Here is a 17,948-nt window from a genome sequence, read left to right as displayed (position 1 = left end):
CCAACCAGCCTCCATGATTCCCGGGGCGATTCAGGATTCAGTTCCACAACGATCGACGGCCATGCCAGGCGCTGACGGTGAAAACCCGGCTGAGGCATTCGCTCTGGCTGCTCGACATGCGCAGATTTCGGTGGATCATTGCGGCTGCGGCATGCCTATAGCCCTCGACATGGTCATCCTTCATTTCACAATCCGAATCAAGCTCGATCGATCGATATATCGTCAACCCGGACTATCTCGCCTATGTCAACCTCGTTGAGCGTTAGCGCTTTTCCGCCTACTTCTCCAATATCACTGCCGCTCCAGGCTTGTATCATCGAAACGACCCGAGCGTGCAATTCTGGCTCCAACGCGCCGGATCCCGATAAATTAAAGAAGTAAGCCGCGTCTTCAGCCCGTTCGTTCCCTGGCACGCCATCAATCAACTTCAGGTCAAAGCGAAGATTTTCAATTTGAATACGCATTTCATCACTGAGCCCATCCCCTTCGTCAATCAGGCCATCGCGCAACTTGCGCCGAAAGACGACCTCTGCCTGCCGAACGATATCGACAGCGCTTTTTTGTGCGATCCGTGCGTCGATTGTGCGCACCGGGCTTACCTCGTCTACGCGATCCCCCAATGTGACACGCACAGTCACGTCATACTTGAGGCAAAGTCTCGGCTTGTTCCCCAGCGCCTGCCAGAACTGTCCGAGCGTGTTCAAATGTTCGGGCGGCATCACGCGAGAATAAGAGTTTGGCATTCCGCGCAATTCGCGATTGTGTAGCAACGCATACAACACCTGATCCATTATTTCAACCGATTGACTTCGCGGACCAGTCATCGCACGAGATGCTTCATCGGTCGCACCATCCCAGTAGGTAATCAGGTACGAACATCGTACGTGTGCTACGCGGGGTATCAGCTGACCACTCCCAGCGTTATATTTCCGAGATTCGCCCACACGCATTTCCAGATCTTCCTCGACTTGATAGAGAAACACGCTAATCGTGGGTATAGTGGGTAATTTTTTCTCGTCCGGTATGTCAAAGCGAATTTCGAGATCGTCCGCAGATGGCACGTAATCGCGTAATGCGTCTTCAATGGCGGCATTCAGCTCCGGCAAGGTCTGATCCATGATGTATCCCTTTGATGCTAAGTGATGATTCGCCCAATCTTGCTCAACTCGCGCCTGATTGCCTGCTCAACATGTATCATCGCAACGTGCGGCGCTCCATCTTCTGCCGAGAGCCACGTTGCGAGCAGCGCGATATTGCGAATATTGGCACCCGTGATTTCATATTTCTTCGCCAGAGAAGAAAAATCGATGTCGGAGCTCACCTTGAGTGCCGGCGGCCAGATCGCACGCCACATGCGCGCACGCTGTGCGGCGTCGGGAAACGGAAAACGCGCGATAAACGTCAACCGCCGATTGAACGCGCTATCCAGATGCGTCCGGTTGTTCGTCGATAGAATCACAAGCCCGGGATATTGCTCGAGGCGTTGCAGTAGATAAGACACCTCAATGTTCGCATGTCGATCCTGGGCATCCTTGGTCTCTGTGCGCTTGCCAAACAACGCGTCGGCTTCATCAAAGAAAAGCACGCCACAGTCCGCTTCGGCTAGATCGAATACCCGCGCGAGATTCTTTTCCGTCTCGCCGATGTATTTGTTCACGACCGTCGACAAGTCGATCTTGATCAAGTCGACGCCCAGCTCACCTGCAAGCACTTCTGCAGCCATCGTCTTGCCAGTGCCGGAATCTCCAAAGAAAAGCGCGCTGATTCCACATGTCTCCCCGATCTTGCGCTGAAACCCCTGCTGCAACGCCCAGTCTCGGTGGCGAATCGCAGCAAGGATCTCGTGCAAGTGCCGCTGCAGATCGTCGCCCACGATCAAGTCGTCGAAGTCGCGCGTTGGGTGGATACGTTGTGCGAGTTTGCCGAAATTCTGCTGTGTCCGCAGGCTGAGCGCCCGCCGCAAGTCTGCATCGCTTATTCGAGCGCCTGGGCCGCGCTGACGGCAATAGCCGTTCGCTTCCTGCACCGCGGATTCGTACTGATCCACCGGCACCGGGTAGCGCTTCACCAGCGTCGGCACATCGAACGGGCCCGCCAATTGCGTATCGCGAAGCGCTCCGCGCATTGCCGCCTCATGCTCGGCCAATGAGCGCCGCGGGACGTCCAGTACCAGTTGCGGCAGATCGCCGAGCCATATCGCTGAAGCATGCGCCGCGATCAGACATACCACCGGCCATCGATGCGCGCGCAAATGCGCGCGCCACCGTGCGAACAAATGCTTGCGCTCGGATGCCATGTCGTCTAGGCCACGCAGGACCAGCCAGGCGCCACGCATGCCAGCCTCACGCAAAGCGCCGATGAGGACATCCTCAGCGTCGTCGTCGTCGCTGGGTAACGTTCCAAGATCGAGTTCGAGCGCGCCTGCATCGACCTCGGCGGCCGCTCGAGCGACCGTGCCTGCCCGACCGGAATGTAGCTGGCTGCGCAGCACGATGCATTGCGTTGCTTCCTGGTCCGTACCGATGCAAGTCGACAGGCGGCGCACCAAATCCCGCTCAGCCTCGTCGGGCTCCCATGCAGGCGGCGCAAGCCACCGCGCGCTGGTCGCCAGTATCGTCGGCAGATAGTCGTGTCCGAGAAGAAAATGAAGAATCGCGCTGTCAAGCTGCAATTCACCGTCATCCCGTACAGAACGCCTCCTTTCTCGTCGCTGCAGGCGCAAAATGCCATATCGGAACAGCGTGGCGTGCGGCGTCAAGTAGGCTTGGCACTCTACCTGCTCGACCATGTCGTCGCATAACAGTGACAGCGCCAAGTCGACGGTCAGCGCAGTTCTGGATTGATTTTGCTGCAGAAACGCATACAACCCGCCGTAACGTACGTCGATTTGCGGCAGCAGGCCAAGCAAAAGCAAGCGGCGCTCGAATGCGGATAGCCCCAGCCGTTCGCTCAAATTGCCGAATCTGTTATCCGGCAATACATCCGGCAGGCACCGGGCGTCACCCATTTCGGCGAGATCCTGAGCCCATTGCTCCGTGCCCAGCCGCTGGTGGATTTGCATCAGCAGCGCATCAGGGGACGTCGACGATACGTCGGTCCAGTCCAGCGGCGATTCGGAGAGCGTGTCGTTCAGACGCCGCCGCAGTAGGTCGTCCATGGGCGCAAGCACCACCAACAAATTGTACAAGTGATGGTACTCGGACGTGGCGCGTTCCGGCGCGTCGAGATGGGCGGCAATATCGCGGATTTGCGGCGCTCCTTTCATGATCCCTATCCTGTCCTGCTCCGCCTTGAACATCCAAGAAGGCGTCGCTTGCTATGACTACGTTGCCGGGACTTCGCCGGATGCTTGCAATGGTTCTGTTGCTATAGCCAATTGATCGACAAGGGTTGCTCCAGCCAGGGAAATATCACTTGCTCAAGCGGCCATGGAAGCTCGCGAAGCAGAATGTCGCTGGCATCTTGCTCGACATTTAACTGCCAGTGTGGCTCGGTCCCCAACTGGTCGGAGCGCCATTGCAGTTGCCCTGGCCGCTGCAAAAACATGCTGCGTATATCCCCTGCTCCACAACGTTGCAGGCCAGGCAACTGCGCCGGCAGGCTAGCCAGGCACTGGTCGCGCAGGGCAACGACAATCGCTTCGGACGCGCGCCACGATGACTCCGGCAGCGCCGCATCCAGTGACATGCCACACAGCAATTTGTTGAGCAGCATGCGCCATTCCGCGATTTCGTTGATATCGCCCCCCCACACCAGGTTATCAAGCCAGCGCACCGCCTGCATCTGCGCTTGTTCATCGATAAAACCAGGCTTATCTTCCACCGTGTGAAGCAGCCCCAGGCGCCCCAACCAGCCCGGCAAGAAAGGCCATAGCAGCACAATGCCGGCGTTGCTGACCGGCATCGCCTCTGTACCAAGAGGGGTCGCGGACTTTGTCATGGGGCTTTGAACAGATTGGGCAGATTCAGTGGGTTGGGTTGTCGAAACGTTCGGGAATTCATTTGGCGGCGACTGCAACACCGAATCCAACAGAACCTGAATCGATTCCATCATTGCCCGCGAGCGCGGACGCGCTTGTGCCGTCAAGTTTCGCAACCAATGCTTCAAAACCGGTGTGGTCACATCCTGCAACTCAGTTGGCGCGGGAAATGATGGAACCGATCCAGGCAGCGTTGCGCTGGGCGCCGCAGCACGCGCGTGAAAAAATAGCAAAGCGCTCAGTGCCAGATACAATGACCAACCCTCTGCCCCTTCCAGCGCGACCGCTGACGACAAGGGAGAACCGCCTGGCAGGGACTGTACGTCTGCCGTCAGCAACTGGCCCACGCGATGCAACGTCGGTGCACTAAAGGTCTGCCGCAAACGTCGCAATGGTCCCTGCCGCAAACAATTGTGTGCCAACACTATTAGCCAGCGCGACGGCGCTTGCTCCAACTGTGTCAATAGCCAATTGTCAGGACCGCCATGATCTTGCCAGATCCGCGGTTGCGCCAAGTAACCGGTTTGCAGGTAGCGGACGAATTGCGCAATCGGGTCATTTCGCTGAGTAGCGTTCGTAGCACTGGGCTTTCCTTCATTCTGCGCTACGGCATCAGCTTCAGCGTGAGCCCGCGCCCTGCTCTCGGCGCCACGGTCCGACTTGACGGCGGCTATAACTGACATCGTCGTTCCCTGCTTCCACAGCATTTCTCCTGGTGCCAGATTGGTTGCGGAACTGAACAATTCCAGCAACTGCTGCGCTAATTGACGCAACAGCCGTTCACTCAACTGAACCTCAAATTCCGCCTCCGAAATCTGCCCCAGATCCAACGTCAGGCGATCAATGAGGACGGCGCCGGGCGACCGCGATGCGCATTGCATAAACAAATTGGCTAGCTGTGCCCGCAACTGCTGGTGAAACAGGACACTGCAGCGCTGTTGCAACGCGCTTGCCAACTCGTTGTCTGTTTTCAGAACGAAATGGAGGCGGTCAATATTTGAAGTCTGCGGCGGGTCGGAAAGTTCGTTCATTATGTCAACGATGCCGAAGTTCTACACCGAACAAATAGGTTTTTGCGATTTCACGGACCGTTCGCCAGAAATTGCGCGAGCTGCTCGACGTCCGGAATCTGGTCGAGCAGTTCGGCAAGGACGTCGCCGCCGGCAACGCCCTGGCACGTCATCAGCGCGGCACGCACCTGACTGTGGTTCGCGTCGAGTGCGAGGGGGACATTCCGCCATGTGCGGCGCTTCGAGTAACCGTGCTGACGCACCTTCCATTCACTTTCGCGGTAGACCTTCGCGCCCGTGCTGTTGACCACCAAATGGACCGGTTCAACGTCTCGGACGATCGGCAACCGGATCCCAAGTGCTGGCGCGGCGGCGGAGTATCGTGTCGTGCGGCACGGGCAAGGTGGCGACAGCCAGGCCGCGCAGGCATTGCGCGAGGTCTTCCAGCGCGCAAGCGGCATGCGGAACACGGTCCTGAGTGCCTGGATCAACGCGTCGCTGTCCAGGCGCGGGCGCCCGCACCTGGACTCGAAGTCGGGTGCGCTGGCAAGTACGGCTTTATCGATCCACATCACGACGTTACCTCGGTTGATTAGGTCAGCGTTGCAGGCCGCACAGTTCCTGACGCGGTGGCGTGCCTTCGGCTCGCACGTCTTGGTCCTGTCTCTGCGCATCTTCTCGGCAAAAATACCGAATCTACGCAGAAACCCGAATTGTTATTGGCCACACCCTGGCAGTTGTTGCGCATATACATCGGAACCCTTCGCAGCCGACGAATTCATACATCAACGCAGCTCGTAGACTAGATCAGAGATTTCGAAAATGTACCTCTCAAATATGATAGGTAAGTCGACGCAAGTCTCCCGGGCCCCTTTTAGAAAAAATCCAGATAAACACAACTGATTGCCATGGCGGCAATATTGTTTCCCCAATTTATTTATTAAATTACCATACATCCATTTAAAAAACGATAATAAATATGTGCCACTTGATTAACACAGCAAATTAAAATATTTCAACTGCTGGCCGCCTATCAGGGGGGTGCCCCTATGTGTTTCGTCAAGCGTTATTGATCAGGAACGATCGATCTTTAAATTAGTAAATCGCCCCCCCTATGCGAGGGGGTATGGAAAACGATACGTGAGATCGCTTCTGCGTGAGGCACGTGAAGGACAGCGCCGACAGGTAATTGGCTTGTGCGAGCGCGGCTGGACCTACGACGAGATTGCCGCCCATACGAATCTGTCCCGCATGGGCGTGTTCGACATCTGCAAGCGGTATGTCCGTGAAGGTGCGGCGGTGCTGCGCCACAAACCCAGTGGACGTGCGGTGAATCGAGGCCGCGCGCCGACCGAGCAACAGGAAGTCGACATTCGCGTGCTGCTGCGCGACCAGATGCCGGATCAGTTGAAGATGTCGTTCGCGTTGTGGACGCGACATGCGGGGCGCGAGCTGATTCGGCAACGATGTGGTTTGGCGCTGACGTTGCAGGGTGTCGGCCTGTATCTGGCGCGCTGGGGCTTCACGCCGCAAAAACCGATGACGCGGGCCTACGAGCAGCGACCGGAAGCGGTGCGGACGTGGTTGAACGAGACTTACCCGGAGATTGCGTGTCGGGCGAAAGCGGAAAGCGCGGAAAGTCGGTCCTACGCCCCGATGGGCAACACGCCCGAGCGGCGCGTGATGAACCGACGCGAAGGCTTGTTGGTGATATCGACCGTGACCAACCGAGGCCAAGTGCGGCTGATCAAAGACATGCGCAGCAAGAAGGCGTTTCTGATCCTCGACAATCTGAAGGTGCATCACGCCAGGCCGGTCAAGGCGTGGTTGGCCGAACACGTCAACAAAATCGAGGTGTTCTACCTGCCGTCGTACAGCCCGGAGCTGAACCCCGACGAGATGCTCAACGCCGTCCTGAAGGCGAGCGTGACGAAGCTGGCTCCGGCTCGGATCAAGGGACACCTCAAGAAAGCCGCCATCAGTCATTTGCGCCGCCTCCAAAAATCGCCTCAACGGCTTGCTCGCTACTTCATGCACGAACCAATTCGCTATGCAGCTTGATTCAAGTTCATGCATTTCCGATCAGTAATCCGGTCTTGAGCGATTCGATCTTCCTTTCATGAGCGTTATACTGTCAACAACGTGACTGTCCAGCAGTTGGCCGGGATGGTCAGGATCAAAGCGTAAAGAAACCGTGCTTCTAGCGGGTCATCCGCGGGTTGCAGCGGGCACCGCGAAACGCCTGAAAAATCCGGATTGTTGCGTTCATTACTTTTTTAGGTCACGAATTGACATGCCCCACGTCCAGTTTCTCGGTACGAAGTATCCCATTTTGTTGACCAGCTCCACGTATTTTTCAAATTCAGAAAGCGTTTCCAAAGTACTAACATCGCGATATTTTTGCGTCGACGAGCTGGCTTCCTGAAGAAAACGGGGCTGGAATACAGTAATGGGGAAGCCTTCACCCTTTTCCATATCCGCGCGAGTGATCGCGCCAAATATGTGATTACGATGCGATTCCGCATTGTGGTGAACTCGTCTAAAAGGTGAATTTGCACCGGTCGCATTCATCGCCTTGTTTAATTCGTTTATGGTGCGCAGAATACGTGGACTAATGTTTCCCATATCACTATGTTCTTCCAGCCCACCTGCATCCTTTTTTGTCAACCCTTGAAACGTTGCATCAGTCACCCCTCCTCGCGGACGCGCCCCGGTGTTGGTTCTCATATCGAGCACTTTGTCCAACCCCATTCCTGCGGGAAATAGCTGTCCGGGTTGCTGTCCTCTGACGCCGGCAAAGACGAGCCCGGGCTTCGAAATTTCCCGGACTGACGCGCTGCCGTAGTTTCCCCAACGGGGGCAGATCGCCATCAAATCGTAGTCGCCAGTCATCGCACGGTTGCGCGCACCAACCTCCGATGAGGTCATCACCATAAGCGGAAGCGGTCGCTCGAATGTCAACCTCCTTGCATCTGTGCCCAGTTCTTCCGGATAGACCCAAATTTTGTATACATCTCCATTTGGAACAGCGCGGAAGCAAAATTCCTTGTCGTCCCCGCTGCGTCGCGCAAACAAGAGGAGATCTTTGCTAGCTGGAAGCTGTTCCATGCGGTAGATTGCCCGTCGGGCTGGTCGGCCGGCCAGCTCGTTCAACTGTCGCTCCAACATCTCGCGCGACAGCGTCAATTGCGTCGTCCGGGCGTAATTATCATTAATTCCGTCCTGATTGGCCTTGGTGCCCGCGGCAGCTCGTTGGGCGCTGTGACCGACCTTGCTATAGCGGCCATCGTAAGGCACTAGGCCGGCTTGAGGCCCCCAGTCGGAACTTTTTCCTTTGACGTGAAAATTCTTTGTCGGATACTCCGCTTCAATCCAGCGCAACGACCATGGTCCTGTCGAGCGGAACATGATGACTTCGTCGAGAATGTCTGCAACCTTCGACGCGGCTTCCATGTCTCTCTTTGACATGCCGTTTTCAGGATGATGGAAAGATGCATCGATTCCAAGCGCCAGCCCCCTTTGCATACCCTGGACAGAGGTAGCTTCTTCGCTGGAATCGGTCTCAGCATCATTCATTCTTTGATTCGAATTCCGCCGAGCAATCATTTGTTCCCACTCGTACATGATCACCTCCGGTTTACAAGACCTCTCGTCGTTGTGCACGGGGAAGCCGCATTCCTGTATTTATCATTTTCGTGGCTTGATGCGCTGATTATCAAGATAAGCTTTGAAGCTTTCGATGCGCGCGTTTTCCACCGGTTTACCCGGACGGATGAACTGCAGCTTGACGCCATGTTCTTGCGCCCATGCCTTGAGCGCCTCGCTGACGAATTCCGGCCAGTTGTCGACTTGAATCGGATTAGGCCGCCGTCCCCGCTTATGCAGCCGCTCCGGAACGCGCGCGACTCGTATGCTCGTGAGCGAGAAGCCGACCTCGATGTGCGGGCACTCGCGATTCCACACGTCAATGATAGTCAACGTGCGAATGCTTCGGCCATGCGCCAGCGCGTCAGCAGCAAAGTCCATTGCCAGCATTCGTCTGCGCCGTTGGGCATCGGCATAACCACGCGCAGATGACTCGGGCGCCTTCTTTCGCCGTTTCAGGCGAAGCGACAGCCCTTCGGCCCAGTACGGCCGCTCAGTGCGCCTGTGATTCTGAACCAGGCCCTCCCTGCGTAGCAAGACGCAGGCGGTGCGAGCAAATCGTGGCCGCACCTGTGCCAGCTCGCGCAGCCGTTGCCGCACTTCGTAGTCGGGGTCAGGCGGCACCTGCCGCTGGAACGTCCGGCGATTCACACCTGTGAGCGCACACGTGCTGCGCTCAGAATAGTCGTGCTGTTCAATCACCTGCTGCAAGACTTCACGGCACTGCGCGGGCGAACTCACCTCTTTTCCGAGAACGTCCTTTAGAACCTGAATACCCCGTGCCTGGCCCGCCACCAGCCGCTTGAGTCGCTGTTTTTCCTGCGCCAACTGCCGCAATCGTCGCGCTTCCGACACATCCATGCCGCCATGGCGGCTACGCCAGCCCTTCACCGAGCCGCGACTTCTTCATGACAAGGCTTCTCCAGCGGCCTCACCACCAACTTTACAGTGGCATACTTCAGTGGGGGGAAGACTAGGGAAAGGTCACTTGTTGTTACGCCACCGCCGTCAACTTGACAAAGCGTCATTTCCAAAAGCCTGATCCGGTTAGGCGCTCCAAACCAAACGGAAGACTTTTTTCAGACGGTCGCCGAGCAAGCCTGGCAGCGCTACCTGGCCCTCCGACTTCATCGAAACTACGGCGCCCCCCTGGCCGCCAGCTTTCTTTCATACGTACGCCTGAATTCTGATAGAAGGCCTGCAACTGTTCAATGTTTTCGGCAATTGACCATTCTCCCCTGCTGACTATGGCGAGCGGAAACTCGCCCGCGCGCGCGACGGCGCCAACCAGCCTGGAACTGTGTTCCTCGGCCATCCTGAAGGCTGGATAATTCACTTGCGGTCCGTGCCGGACAACGTTGAATTCTACCGGCTTGCCCTTTCTCAGCGGGTCGGCTTGAGCTACGGCCTTATTGAGGAGATTGATGATGCGGTTTTCTTCAGCACTATTCGATGCCACTGTGTGTGCGGGTCCGCTCCCTCCGAACTGGATCATGTCGTGCGTATCGTAATCACCGGTGAAAGGCAGGGCTTCCCAGGCTGTCTGCTGTTTCAGCGGACGCAGCGAACCTTCGAGATCGGCCATATCGATCGGTAATATCCTGTGCACGTGACCGGATTCGTCCCCGACCAGATCGCCGACAGGGGAGTCGCTGCTCATGTAGAGGCCAGTTAGCGCATTACCCTCCCACCGCCCGACATAGCCTTCAATGCCCGCCTCCCGTGCCCTTTGCAGCATCTCATGCCCGGCTGTGCCATAAGCCTTTTCCAGCGAAGACTTTTTGATCGTTTTCTCCAGGATATCGTGCCCCTTTGCCGCCGCCCCCTGTATAAGCCTGGCTACGGTCGCTTCGCCGGCCGCCCGGAAGCTGACCGCGAAGTTCCCCTTGCGCGAGGCCTCACCGATCGCATTCATATGTGACGGCACGACAAACTCCCTCGCTATTCTTTTCAACACATCGGAAGACATTGGCCCACCGGGGCTACGAGGGCTGCGTGGGTTGACGGAATTGCCGCGGATCGCGATCGTGCTGGGGCGTCGTTTCGCTTTCCTTTGCGTCTCCTCTTCGTCACTCACGTCGCTCAAATCGGCAAGCTTTTTTCCGCGCCTTGCGAACAACGACTGCCGATCGGCGATCATATTTACGGCTGCAGGCATGCTCCCTCTCCAAGACGGTTCTGTCACGGTAAAGCCAACAATCTGGCTCGCGGGGGCTCGCTAACCCTCATCGCACCGAGCTGACTTTTTCGTTGTTTCGCAAACGAGGAGGCTATGGCCATCCCGATACTCGATGACAAACTGCGGGGAGTGCGTCGAAAAACCCGCTTATCGGCCTGCGACCAGGTTATTTTGACTCGCCGTCATTCTCGGCGAAAATACAACACCAATAAATATCGCATTGATTCACAATATTACGCCATCACTCAAGCCAATCCATTCGAAAATTCATTATAAATTTCATCAACGAGAATGGACCTGCGGCCTCCGCTTTTAATAAGGGGGTATTTATCCACAACCACCACCTCCTCCTTCGTCAAATCCATCAAATCTCCGAAGGTGGTCCATATAATTACTCCACCCAAATTATTTTCTTTAATATACTCTGCTTTCGCCCTGACCGAGCGCTCATCATCATAACTCAGAAAATACTTTCCCTTGGTAAGATACGGAACTTGCGCATCTTCGTCCCAATGATATTTCCAGCCGCCACTCCCACCGCCGCCAGTTTTCTGCAAAATTGCACTCGTGAATGGTGTGGCATCCCACCCATCCGGTATCTCTTCCGAATACTGCGGCCAATTATCAAAATCACCACTGCTTAGAATTGGCCCATCCGGATCAACCTCAACCATTTTTTTGACCGTGGGAGCATTCAGTGCAGCCGAACTTTCCGTAATAACGCCGCGCCCATAAAATGCAACACCCAAATTGATCTTTTCAGGCTTCACACCCTGACTCAAAAGAAAGCGGGTTGTACCATCCAATGAGACGGGTGATTCTGAACCCGGATAGTAATAGAGCGGCGAATTATGCCCCGCAATATCAGACCAGCCGCCATTGACATCATAGGTCATAAGATTGAAATAATCCATGTACCGCTCCAGCTCAGCCCAGTCAAATCCACCCAGATTCGCCGGGGTCGCAGACATAGCGGCCGTAATTAGACGTTCAGGACCAATTGCGTCACGCACCTCCCCCATTAATTTGGCAAAGTTTCCATAGTCGGCCTCAGAATAGTTTTCGATATTCATGCCCATTGCATTTGGATATTCCCAATCGAAATCGATGCCATCGAATCCATAATCGTCGACTAGCATACGGCACTGTCGGACAAGCGTTTCACGCATGGTCGTATCAGCGGCAACTTCACAAAAATGCTTGGACATGCTCCATCCACCCAGCGAGGCCATGACCATGACGTCCGCATCCTTTGCCATCTTCAGCAATCCATGAGCACCGCCCGGCGGCCCATCAGTCTGACCAAACAAGATAGGTTTGTCGAAGCTCATACCCTTCGGCGGAGGGGCATTGGGGTCAGGGTCTTCCGGGATTTCATCATTGTAATCCTGATGGAGGAGATCCGCAGGATTTTGAACCTCTCCCGGTTTATAAATATCTTTATTGCGGTCATCGCCGCTATGCAAGGTTCCATCGCGCGCGAGACCAAAGAAGGAGAAATTGAGTATGGTGTATTTGCTGAAATCAAGATTCAACTGGCAATAGGCGCCCTTTGATACGAGCCCGGGAATATTCTTCCACGCACTATATTGCGTCACATAACCGATGATCTGCTTTCCATTCACTGTTTTTTTCGTGGTCGCCATTTTACGTCCTCTGCAAAAATGACATCGACATTTCCTTTCCCATCATCACGCTACTAAAATAGTCCCAATCCGAATCGAAGCCACCTATCAATACTGATAGTCCAGACGTGCGACACGGTTCCGCGCCCCCTCCCAGGAATGTAACTGCCAGTCAGGCTTCTTCTCGAATGAGATAGCACTGCAGATTCTGCTCAAGCCGCACGCGCTGATCGTCCGGAAATTCTTGATCGTGCAGCATGCGCAGCAGAACCTCCTTCCCCTGCGCAAATGCCCCAACATAGAACGCACTAATAGCGAGTTCATCGCGAGCGCGCCACGCATAGACAGCACCGTCAACAAAAAGGGAGTCAGCGGGCATTGCAATCGCCGCCGCCTGTTGGGCGTAGACATGCGCCAGCGCGTATTCGCCACGCAAGCGGTGATAGCGTGCCAGCTCGCATAATGGTTCAGCGCGGCGAGGCCGTGCCTGGTATGCCGCCAGGTACGAAGCGCAGACCTCACGGGGTGGCATCGCCAGTCGCTCACTGAGCACCGCGATCTGGAACAGGCAAAACCAGCATTCTTCATCCCAACCGCCCATGGACAGGCGTGCGCGGTATTGGTAGAGGGCGGCCTCGGGCTTACCCGCGTCACGGTAACTTTGGGCCAGATAGAAGCGATAGCGGCTATTGCCAGGTTCGCGTCGAAGCGCTTCCTCAAGCACTTCAACATCGTGCAGGTAAGTGTCGGGGTTCCTGCCACGGGCGCCGTCATGCGCCACTACGATAGTCGGCCCAGGCAGCTTCTGCCACTTATGGGGCTGATCGCAAGTGAGGTATTCGTGCAGCACGCCCTCCCATCGCCATGCGCGGCGGGTGCTGACTAGCGCGTTGCGCAGATAACGCCAGCCGTTCAGTTCGCAAAGAAACTGGTAGGCCTCGTCGCTCAGATCTGGCCAACCAAAGCCGTCAGGCATGTCTAGCGTCTCGTCGGCGTCGATGAACAATAAATAGTCGCCGTGATCTCGCGCCAGCATCAACGCTTCGTTCCGATTATGGGCGAAGTCGTGCCACGGACGCTCGTGCAAGCTGCCGGGGACGTCACGCATGAGTTCGCGTACCAGCTTCTGGGTACCGTCCGTGGATCCGGTGTCGACAATGACCCAGTGATCGATCCAAGGGCGAACCGACTCAAGGCAACGCGACATCACTGCCGTTTCGTTCTTGACGATCATGTTCAGGCAAATGCGTGCCATGCGATATCCACTTTTCCAGAGCGCTGATAGCTGGTAGTACGGAATGTCGCGTCGAGAGATGGTCAACGCCAGGTATCATGCCGCGCGGTTGTTGAGCCAAGTCGGCAATTGCACGAGTGCCAGGCGCTGCTGCGAAACGCCATAAAAGCGGGAACACGCAGCCGCCGCACACGTAGACCGGTGAATTTCATTCCACTTTTAAATAGTGCACTTCGAAAAAGTAACTTTTATTTTCTTCTAATAAACGAAAATAATACCGCCCCAATATTATTGTCCAGCCTAACGCAAATATCTTCAATTGACTCCCAATTTTCGTCTGGATTTGTGATATGATCATGATCGCATAGCCCTCTCGCCAGTGCCGGAAATTGAAAACCACTCGGTGCGTCCTCTCCGGGAGCGCCCGTAGCACCGGTAGCACCCGTAGCACCGGTAGCGCCCGTAGCGCCAGTTCCAGAACCACCGGTAGGGCCCGGAGCACCCTCCGGGCCGGAAGGACCCGGAACATTTGACGCCTCCGCAATGATTTGACCGGTGGAATCATGAATCGTGAGCCCTTCGCCAACGTTGACGGCCAGTACGCCATCATCAGACAAGACTAATCCGTCTCCCACCCCATAGCCTTTCGGCTGTAATCCAACAGCCTTACGCCCCACGTCAGCGATCTCGATGATGTGAGAAAAATCCTCTGCAGATGGCGCTCTCCCTTCGCCAAACTTGGCCGTGAGTTCTCCAGTTTCCGGCCCCACTGAATCAGGCACGTCCGTCTGCCGAGGTATCTCAGCTACATTTAAAATCCCTTCACCCTTCGCCATATTTTTCCTGTTCGCCATCACGCCCTCCTATAAAAACACAAATTGCAGCGCTTACCAAAGAAAACCTTATATCAATCTACACTCAAGATATTTTATCAGGGTCCTCATCACGTTCGCATATAACTGGATCACATCTTTTCGAAAGCAGAAATTTTGGCTCGCCCCCTCCGGCCACCTCCTTAAAACACATGTTTGCGAAAAGGATTCGCGCGCCAACGAACAAGACAGTCAAACGATCTTAAATTTAAGCAGAAACAAATCCTCGAATTCACCGATTATCGGCTGATTATCACCTGTATATTTCTGCAACCTCACCTCACCAATTATTTCCCAGTCACCTGGCAAATCTTCGCTAATTGGCCATAAAATACGAACATTTTGCTTCAAAAGATTCTCATCAGCAATTTCAGCGCTGGTTAGAACCGCCGGGGGACCAGTTGGCCCCGTTGGACCGGTGGGACCCGTCGGGCCAGTCGCGCCTGTAGGGCCACCAGTGCCCTCCGGGCCAGTAGCGCCCGTTGGGCCAGTAGCGCCGGTTGGGCCGGGAAGCGATGCCGCCGGATTCGAAATTGCCCCGCCTTCGAATACGAGCGCTTCGCTAATCCGCACGGCAAGCCGCCCATCGTCGAGCAAGCGCAATCCGTCTCCTGGACCGTTCCCATTTGGCTGCAAGCCGACAGCTTTGCGCCCGACGTCAGCAATAGCGATCAAGGCCTCGAAATCTGCAGCCAGTGGAATTTTTTGAGCATCGAATTTCTCCTTGGTCTGGATCACTTTCGATGCAACCTGAGCAGGCCCTGTTTTTTTTCGAGACAGTGCTGCTGCTTTACTTCGTCCACTAGCTCCACGCGTGGATTTCTTGTTCGCCATAATTTCTTTCCTAAAAAAACATACTCATTCATTCTGGTCTAGGACCACGAACTAATATAAACGTTGCTGTTTCTTTACTTGATTGTGTTGCGTCTTCGACTTCAAAAGTTACTTGCCCCACAGGTCGCCAGTCGTCTGGAAGTGCCTGATCCCGCAAATACAAAACCCCCCATCTGTTAGCTAGCGGAGGGAACGAACCGCCGGCACCGCCCGGAATCCCGGTAGGACCTTCGGGACCTGGAGGACCCTCGGGGCCCGTAGGACCAGTACAACTTGCACCAGTGCTGCCCGTAGCACCTGTAGGGCCGGTAGCACCAACAGGGCCGGGTTTGGGTTCCGTCACAGTGATGGCGCTGTGTTCATCGAAACCGAGTCCGTCGCCAATATTGACAGCAAGCAACCCGTTTTCCAGCATCAGGCCGCCCCCTGGTGTGGGTGAGGCGACGGCCTTCAACCCAACTTCAGCGATAGCGAGCAAATCGGCATAATCTTTTGCTAACGGAATTCGCCCTCTCCCAAATCTTTCCACGAGTACTCTTGTTTCCGGTCCAACAGGAACAATCGGCTTGTCTTCGCCATGAACCAACCACGCATACCGATCGCGGAACTCCCAATTGTAATTATCACCCGATATGTCTGTGCCATTGTCCCAATTGACAGACCATGTCATCAACCCCCTGATTGAATTGCCATCGCCGTCGAGCCTCGCAAAGGCTTTAAATATCGCATTAGGGTCGCTTACGTAACCATCGATCGACGCATCATCGTTGCTTGGCAAACCTATGACCAATTTGTTCGACGGAACTCGGTGGAAACCACGCGTGCCGTACACAAGGCTGTCAACCAAAAAGAAAATAAATTCTTCCTTTTTTTCATCATCATTCTGTGTAATCAACCCTACTCCCTCGACATCTACGCCGTCATCTCCGTGGTTGTAACATTTCGGCGCGACAAAATCAAAAACACCCTCCAATTCTTCCAAATATGAAATATATTCGTCGCTTTCCAATAAGCTCGGAAATCCTGGTGTCATACTGATGATGAAATGCTTATCCTGAGCGTCATAATGACCGCGCACCATCTTAAGCACTTCAGGGAGTACGGTTTTGTTCGCAGCGGCACCAATGGCATCTCGTTCCAGATCGATATTAAGGCCATCAAAACCGTATTTCTCCACCAATCTAATAATTTCAGCCCTCAAACTCTCACCATCGCTCTCTTGGAGTGCAATGTTCGATTCAGGACCTCCCAGGGAAATTAACACCGGACATCCGCGGCTATTCAATAGCCCCACTTGCTGTCGAAAATCGTCATCTGACCATTTATATGGGATAAACGTAGGAATATCACCAGACTTTTCACTTTTCATGAAAGCTACTGCGATTACATTATATTGCCCTGGTACGTCCTTCAAATCCATGGCGGCGAATGTTCCACCACGATTACCACCACCTCGCGCGGCAACTTCACTCCAATTATGCCAATATCCCATCAGAATATTCTTACCGTCGATCGATGGCATTTCCGAGGCATCATCATTTGGAATATCATCTCCATGGATCAACGATGCATAGCGGTCGCGAAACTCCCAATTGTACATCTCGCCTGTCTTTTTTGTTCCACCGTCCCAATTGACAGACCAAGTCATTAACCCTCTGATACTCTTATTCATCCCATCAAGTCTTGCAAAAGCATTGAATACTGCATTAGGATTTATAACATATCCATTGGCTGCCGCATCATTGTTGCTTGGCAAACCGATGACAAATTTATCGGGGGGAATTCGCGTAAAACCACGATCGCCGGAAATCAAACTATCAGTCAAATAAAAAAGAAAATCTTCCTTTCTCTCATCATCATTTTGAGCAATCCAATTCCCCCCGTCATCGTGCACACCATCTCCTTCTTGATTGTAATATTGAGGCGCGACAAAGTCATAGAGATCCTCCAAAGCCTCGAGGTAGGGGATATACTTGCCGTCACTCCTCAGATATGGAAATTCCGGCGCCATGCTGATGATGAAATGCTTACCCTCTCTGTCATAGTGTTCACGCACGATTCTAAGTGCTGCGGGTAACACAGTTTGGTTATCCGCAGCATCAATGGCGGCCTGCTCTAGATCAATATCCAGACCGTCAAAACCGTAAGTTTCCACCAAACGGACAATTTCTTCCGCCAGAGGGGTTTCATCTCCGTCGTGCAGTTCAATGTGTGCATCGGCCCCGCCGAAAGAAATCAATACCGCGCGCCCTTGGCTATTCAACATTCCAACTTGTTGCCTAAATTCAATCGGACTTAAATTATAAGGCTCGAACGTCGGGATTTCGCCGGGCTGCTTACTCTTCATGAAAGCCACAGCGATAACATTATATTCACAAGGAATATCTCTCAATTGCACATTGCGAAATCGCCCACCGTCATAACCTTCGCTACCCTCCGCCCACCCGTTCCAATTATGCCAAAATCCCATCATGATTTTCTTTCCGGCAATAGGGGTCATTTCTGACGCGGCATCATGAATTTGGGACTTCAAATGTGAAAAATCGAATTCTTCCATTTTAGGCGCCTAT

The 17,948-nt window shown here is 54.4% G+C and carries 13 protein-coding genes; 1 reads left to right on the top strand and 12 read right to left on the bottom strand.

The window, feature by feature from the left end; genetic code table 11:
* Window positions 1-197: 197 nt before the first annotated feature.
* From WS92_RS31330 to WS92_RS31325, 4 genes are all read right to left on the bottom strand, one after another.
* Window positions 198-1,118, bottom strand: a complete 921-nt coding sequence (locus tag WS92_RS31330) for a Pvc16 family protein (RefSeq protein ID WP_082743701.1) — start codon at window positions 1,116-1,118, stop codon at window positions 198-200.
* A gap of 17 nt (window positions 1,119-1,135) precedes the next feature.
* Window positions 1,136-3,265 (bottom strand): ATP-binding protein, encoded by a 2,130-nt coding sequence (locus WS92_RS06245; RefSeq protein ID WP_171845196.1) that lies wholly within the window; start codon window positions 3,263-3,265, stop codon window positions 1,136-1,138.
* Between the two features lie 101 nt (window positions 3,266-3,366).
* Complete coding sequence (locus WS92_RS34345) at window positions 3,367-5,010, bottom strand: contractile injection system tape measure protein (RefSeq protein ID WP_141667978.1); 1,644 nt, start codon at window positions 5,008-5,010, stop codon at window positions 3,367-3,369.
* Between the two features lie 50 nt (window positions 5,011-5,060).
* Entirely contained in the window at window positions 5,061-5,561 is a 501-nt protein-coding gene (locus tag WS92_RS31325) for a transposase (RefSeq protein ID WP_231755933.1), read from the bottom strand.
* Between the two features lie 568 nt (window positions 5,562-6,129).
* Between WS92_RS31325 and WS92_RS06230 the strand changes: the two genes are divergently transcribed.
* The gene (locus tag WS92_RS06230) at window positions 6,130-7,050 is read left to right on the top strand and encodes an IS630 family transposase (protein ID WP_059931733.1); all 921 of its coding nucleotides are present in this window, start codon (window positions 6,130-6,132) and stop codon (window positions 7,048-7,050) included.
* Window positions 7,051-7,257: 207 nt separating this feature from the next.
* Here WS92_RS06230 and WS92_RS31320 read toward each other — a convergent pair whose 3' ends face one another.
* The 8 genes from WS92_RS31320 to WS92_RS35605 all read right to left on the bottom strand — a co-directional run bounded on the left by WS92_RS31320 (window position 7,258) and on the right by WS92_RS35605 (window position 17,935).
* Entirely contained in the window at window positions 7,258-8,613 is a 1,356-nt protein-coding gene (locus WS92_RS31320; RefSeq protein ID WP_141667977.1) for an anthrax toxin-like adenylyl cyclase domain-containing protein, read from the bottom strand.
* A 63-nt stretch (window positions 8,614-8,676) separates the two neighbouring features.
* Window positions 8,677-9,525 (bottom strand): DDE-type integrase/transposase/recombinase, encoded by an 849-nt coding sequence (locus WS92_RS31315; RefSeq protein WP_141667976.1) that lies wholly within the window; start codon window positions 9,523-9,525, stop codon window positions 8,677-8,679.
* Between the two features lie 133 nt (window positions 9,526-9,658).
* Window positions 9,659-10,792: an Insecticial toxin gene (locus tag WS92_RS06220; RefSeq protein WP_141667975.1), complete on the bottom strand. Its 1,134-nt coding sequence runs from the start codon at window positions 10,790-10,792 to the stop codon at window positions 9,659-9,661.
* Window positions 10,793-11,058: 266 nt separating this feature from the next.
* A complete protein-coding gene (locus tag WS92_RS31310; protein ID WP_082743697.1) occupies window positions 11,059-12,459 on the bottom strand; it encodes a glycoside hydrolase family 18 protein in 1,401 nt (466 codons plus the stop codon).
* Window positions 12,460-12,610: 151 nt separating this feature from the next.
* The gene (locus WS92_RS06210; protein WP_059931727.1) at window positions 12,611-13,693 is read right to left on the bottom strand and encodes a tetratricopeptide repeat-containing glycosyltransferase; all 1,083 of its coding nucleotides are present in this window, start codon (window positions 13,691-13,693) and stop codon (window positions 12,611-12,613) included.
* Window positions 13,694-13,920: 227 nt separating this feature from the next.
* The gene (locus tag WS92_RS31305) at window positions 13,921-14,526 is read right to left on the bottom strand and encodes a hypothetical protein (RefSeq protein ID WP_082743696.1); all 606 of its coding nucleotides are present in this window, start codon (window positions 14,524-14,526) and stop codon (window positions 13,921-13,923) included.
* A 210-nt stretch (window positions 14,527-14,736) separates the two neighbouring features.
* Entirely contained in the window at window positions 14,737-15,378 is a 642-nt protein-coding gene (locus WS92_RS36085) for a hypothetical protein (RefSeq protein WP_141667974.1), read from the bottom strand.
* 28 nt (window positions 15,379-15,406) lie between these two features.
* The gene (locus WS92_RS35605) at window positions 15,407-17,935 is read right to left on the bottom strand and encodes a glycosyl hydrolase family 18 protein (RefSeq protein ID WP_171845194.1); all 2,529 of its coding nucleotides are present in this window, start codon (window positions 17,933-17,935) and stop codon (window positions 15,407-15,409) included.
* Window positions 17,936-17,948: the final 13 nt, after the last annotated feature.

The sequence above is a fragment of the Burkholderia sp. MSMB1588 genome, assembly GCF_001546925.1.
GTDB classification, from domain to species: domain Bacteria; phylum Pseudomonadota; class Gammaproteobacteria; order Burkholderiales; family Burkholderiaceae; genus Burkholderia; species Burkholderia humptydooensis.
The sequence above is the reverse complement of the archived record's forward strand: the minus strand, read 5'-3'. Positions and strand labels throughout refer to the sequence as shown.

Coding starts and splice junctions, on each gene's coding strand:
- WS92_RS31330 (WP_082743701.1), bottom strand. CDS start 1,118: ATGGATCAGACCTTGCCGGAGCTGAATGCCGCCATTGAAGACGCATTA.
- WS92_RS06245 (WP_171845196.1), bottom strand. CDS start 3,265: ATGAAAGGAGCGCCGCAAATCCGCGATATTGCCGCCCATCTCGACGCG.
- WS92_RS34345 (WP_141667978.1), bottom strand. CDS start 5,010: ATGAACGAACTTTCCGACCCGCCGCAGACTTCAAATATTGACCGCCTC.
- WS92_RS31325 (WP_231755933.1), bottom strand. CDS start 5,561: ATGTGGATCGATAAAGCCGTACTTGCCAGCGCACCCGACTTCGAGTCC.
- WS92_RS31320 (WP_141667977.1), bottom strand. CDS start 8,613: ATGTACGAGTGGGAACAAATGATTGCTCGGCGGAATTCGAATCAAAGA.
- WS92_RS06220 (WP_141667975.1), bottom strand. CDS start 10,792: ATGCCTGCAGCCGTAAATATGATCGCCGATCGGCAGTCGTTGTTCGCA.
- WS92_RS31310 (WP_082743697.1), bottom strand. CDS start 12,459: ATGGCGACCACGAAAAAAACAGTGAATGGAAAGCAGATCATCGGTTAT.
- WS92_RS06210 (WP_059931727.1), bottom strand. CDS start 13,693: ATGGCACGCATTTGCCTGAACATGATCGTCAAGAACGAAACGGCAGTG.
- WS92_RS31305 (WP_082743696.1), bottom strand. CDS start 14,526: ATGGCGAACAGGAAAAATATGGCGAAGGGTGAAGGGATTTTAAATGTA.
- WS92_RS36085 (WP_141667974.1), bottom strand. CDS start 15,378: ATGGCGAACAAGAAATCCACGCGTGGAGCTAGTGGACGAAGTAAAGCA.
- WS92_RS35605 (WP_171845194.1), bottom strand. CDS start 17,935: ATGGAAGAATTCGATTTTTCACATTTGAAGTCCCAAATTCATGATGCC.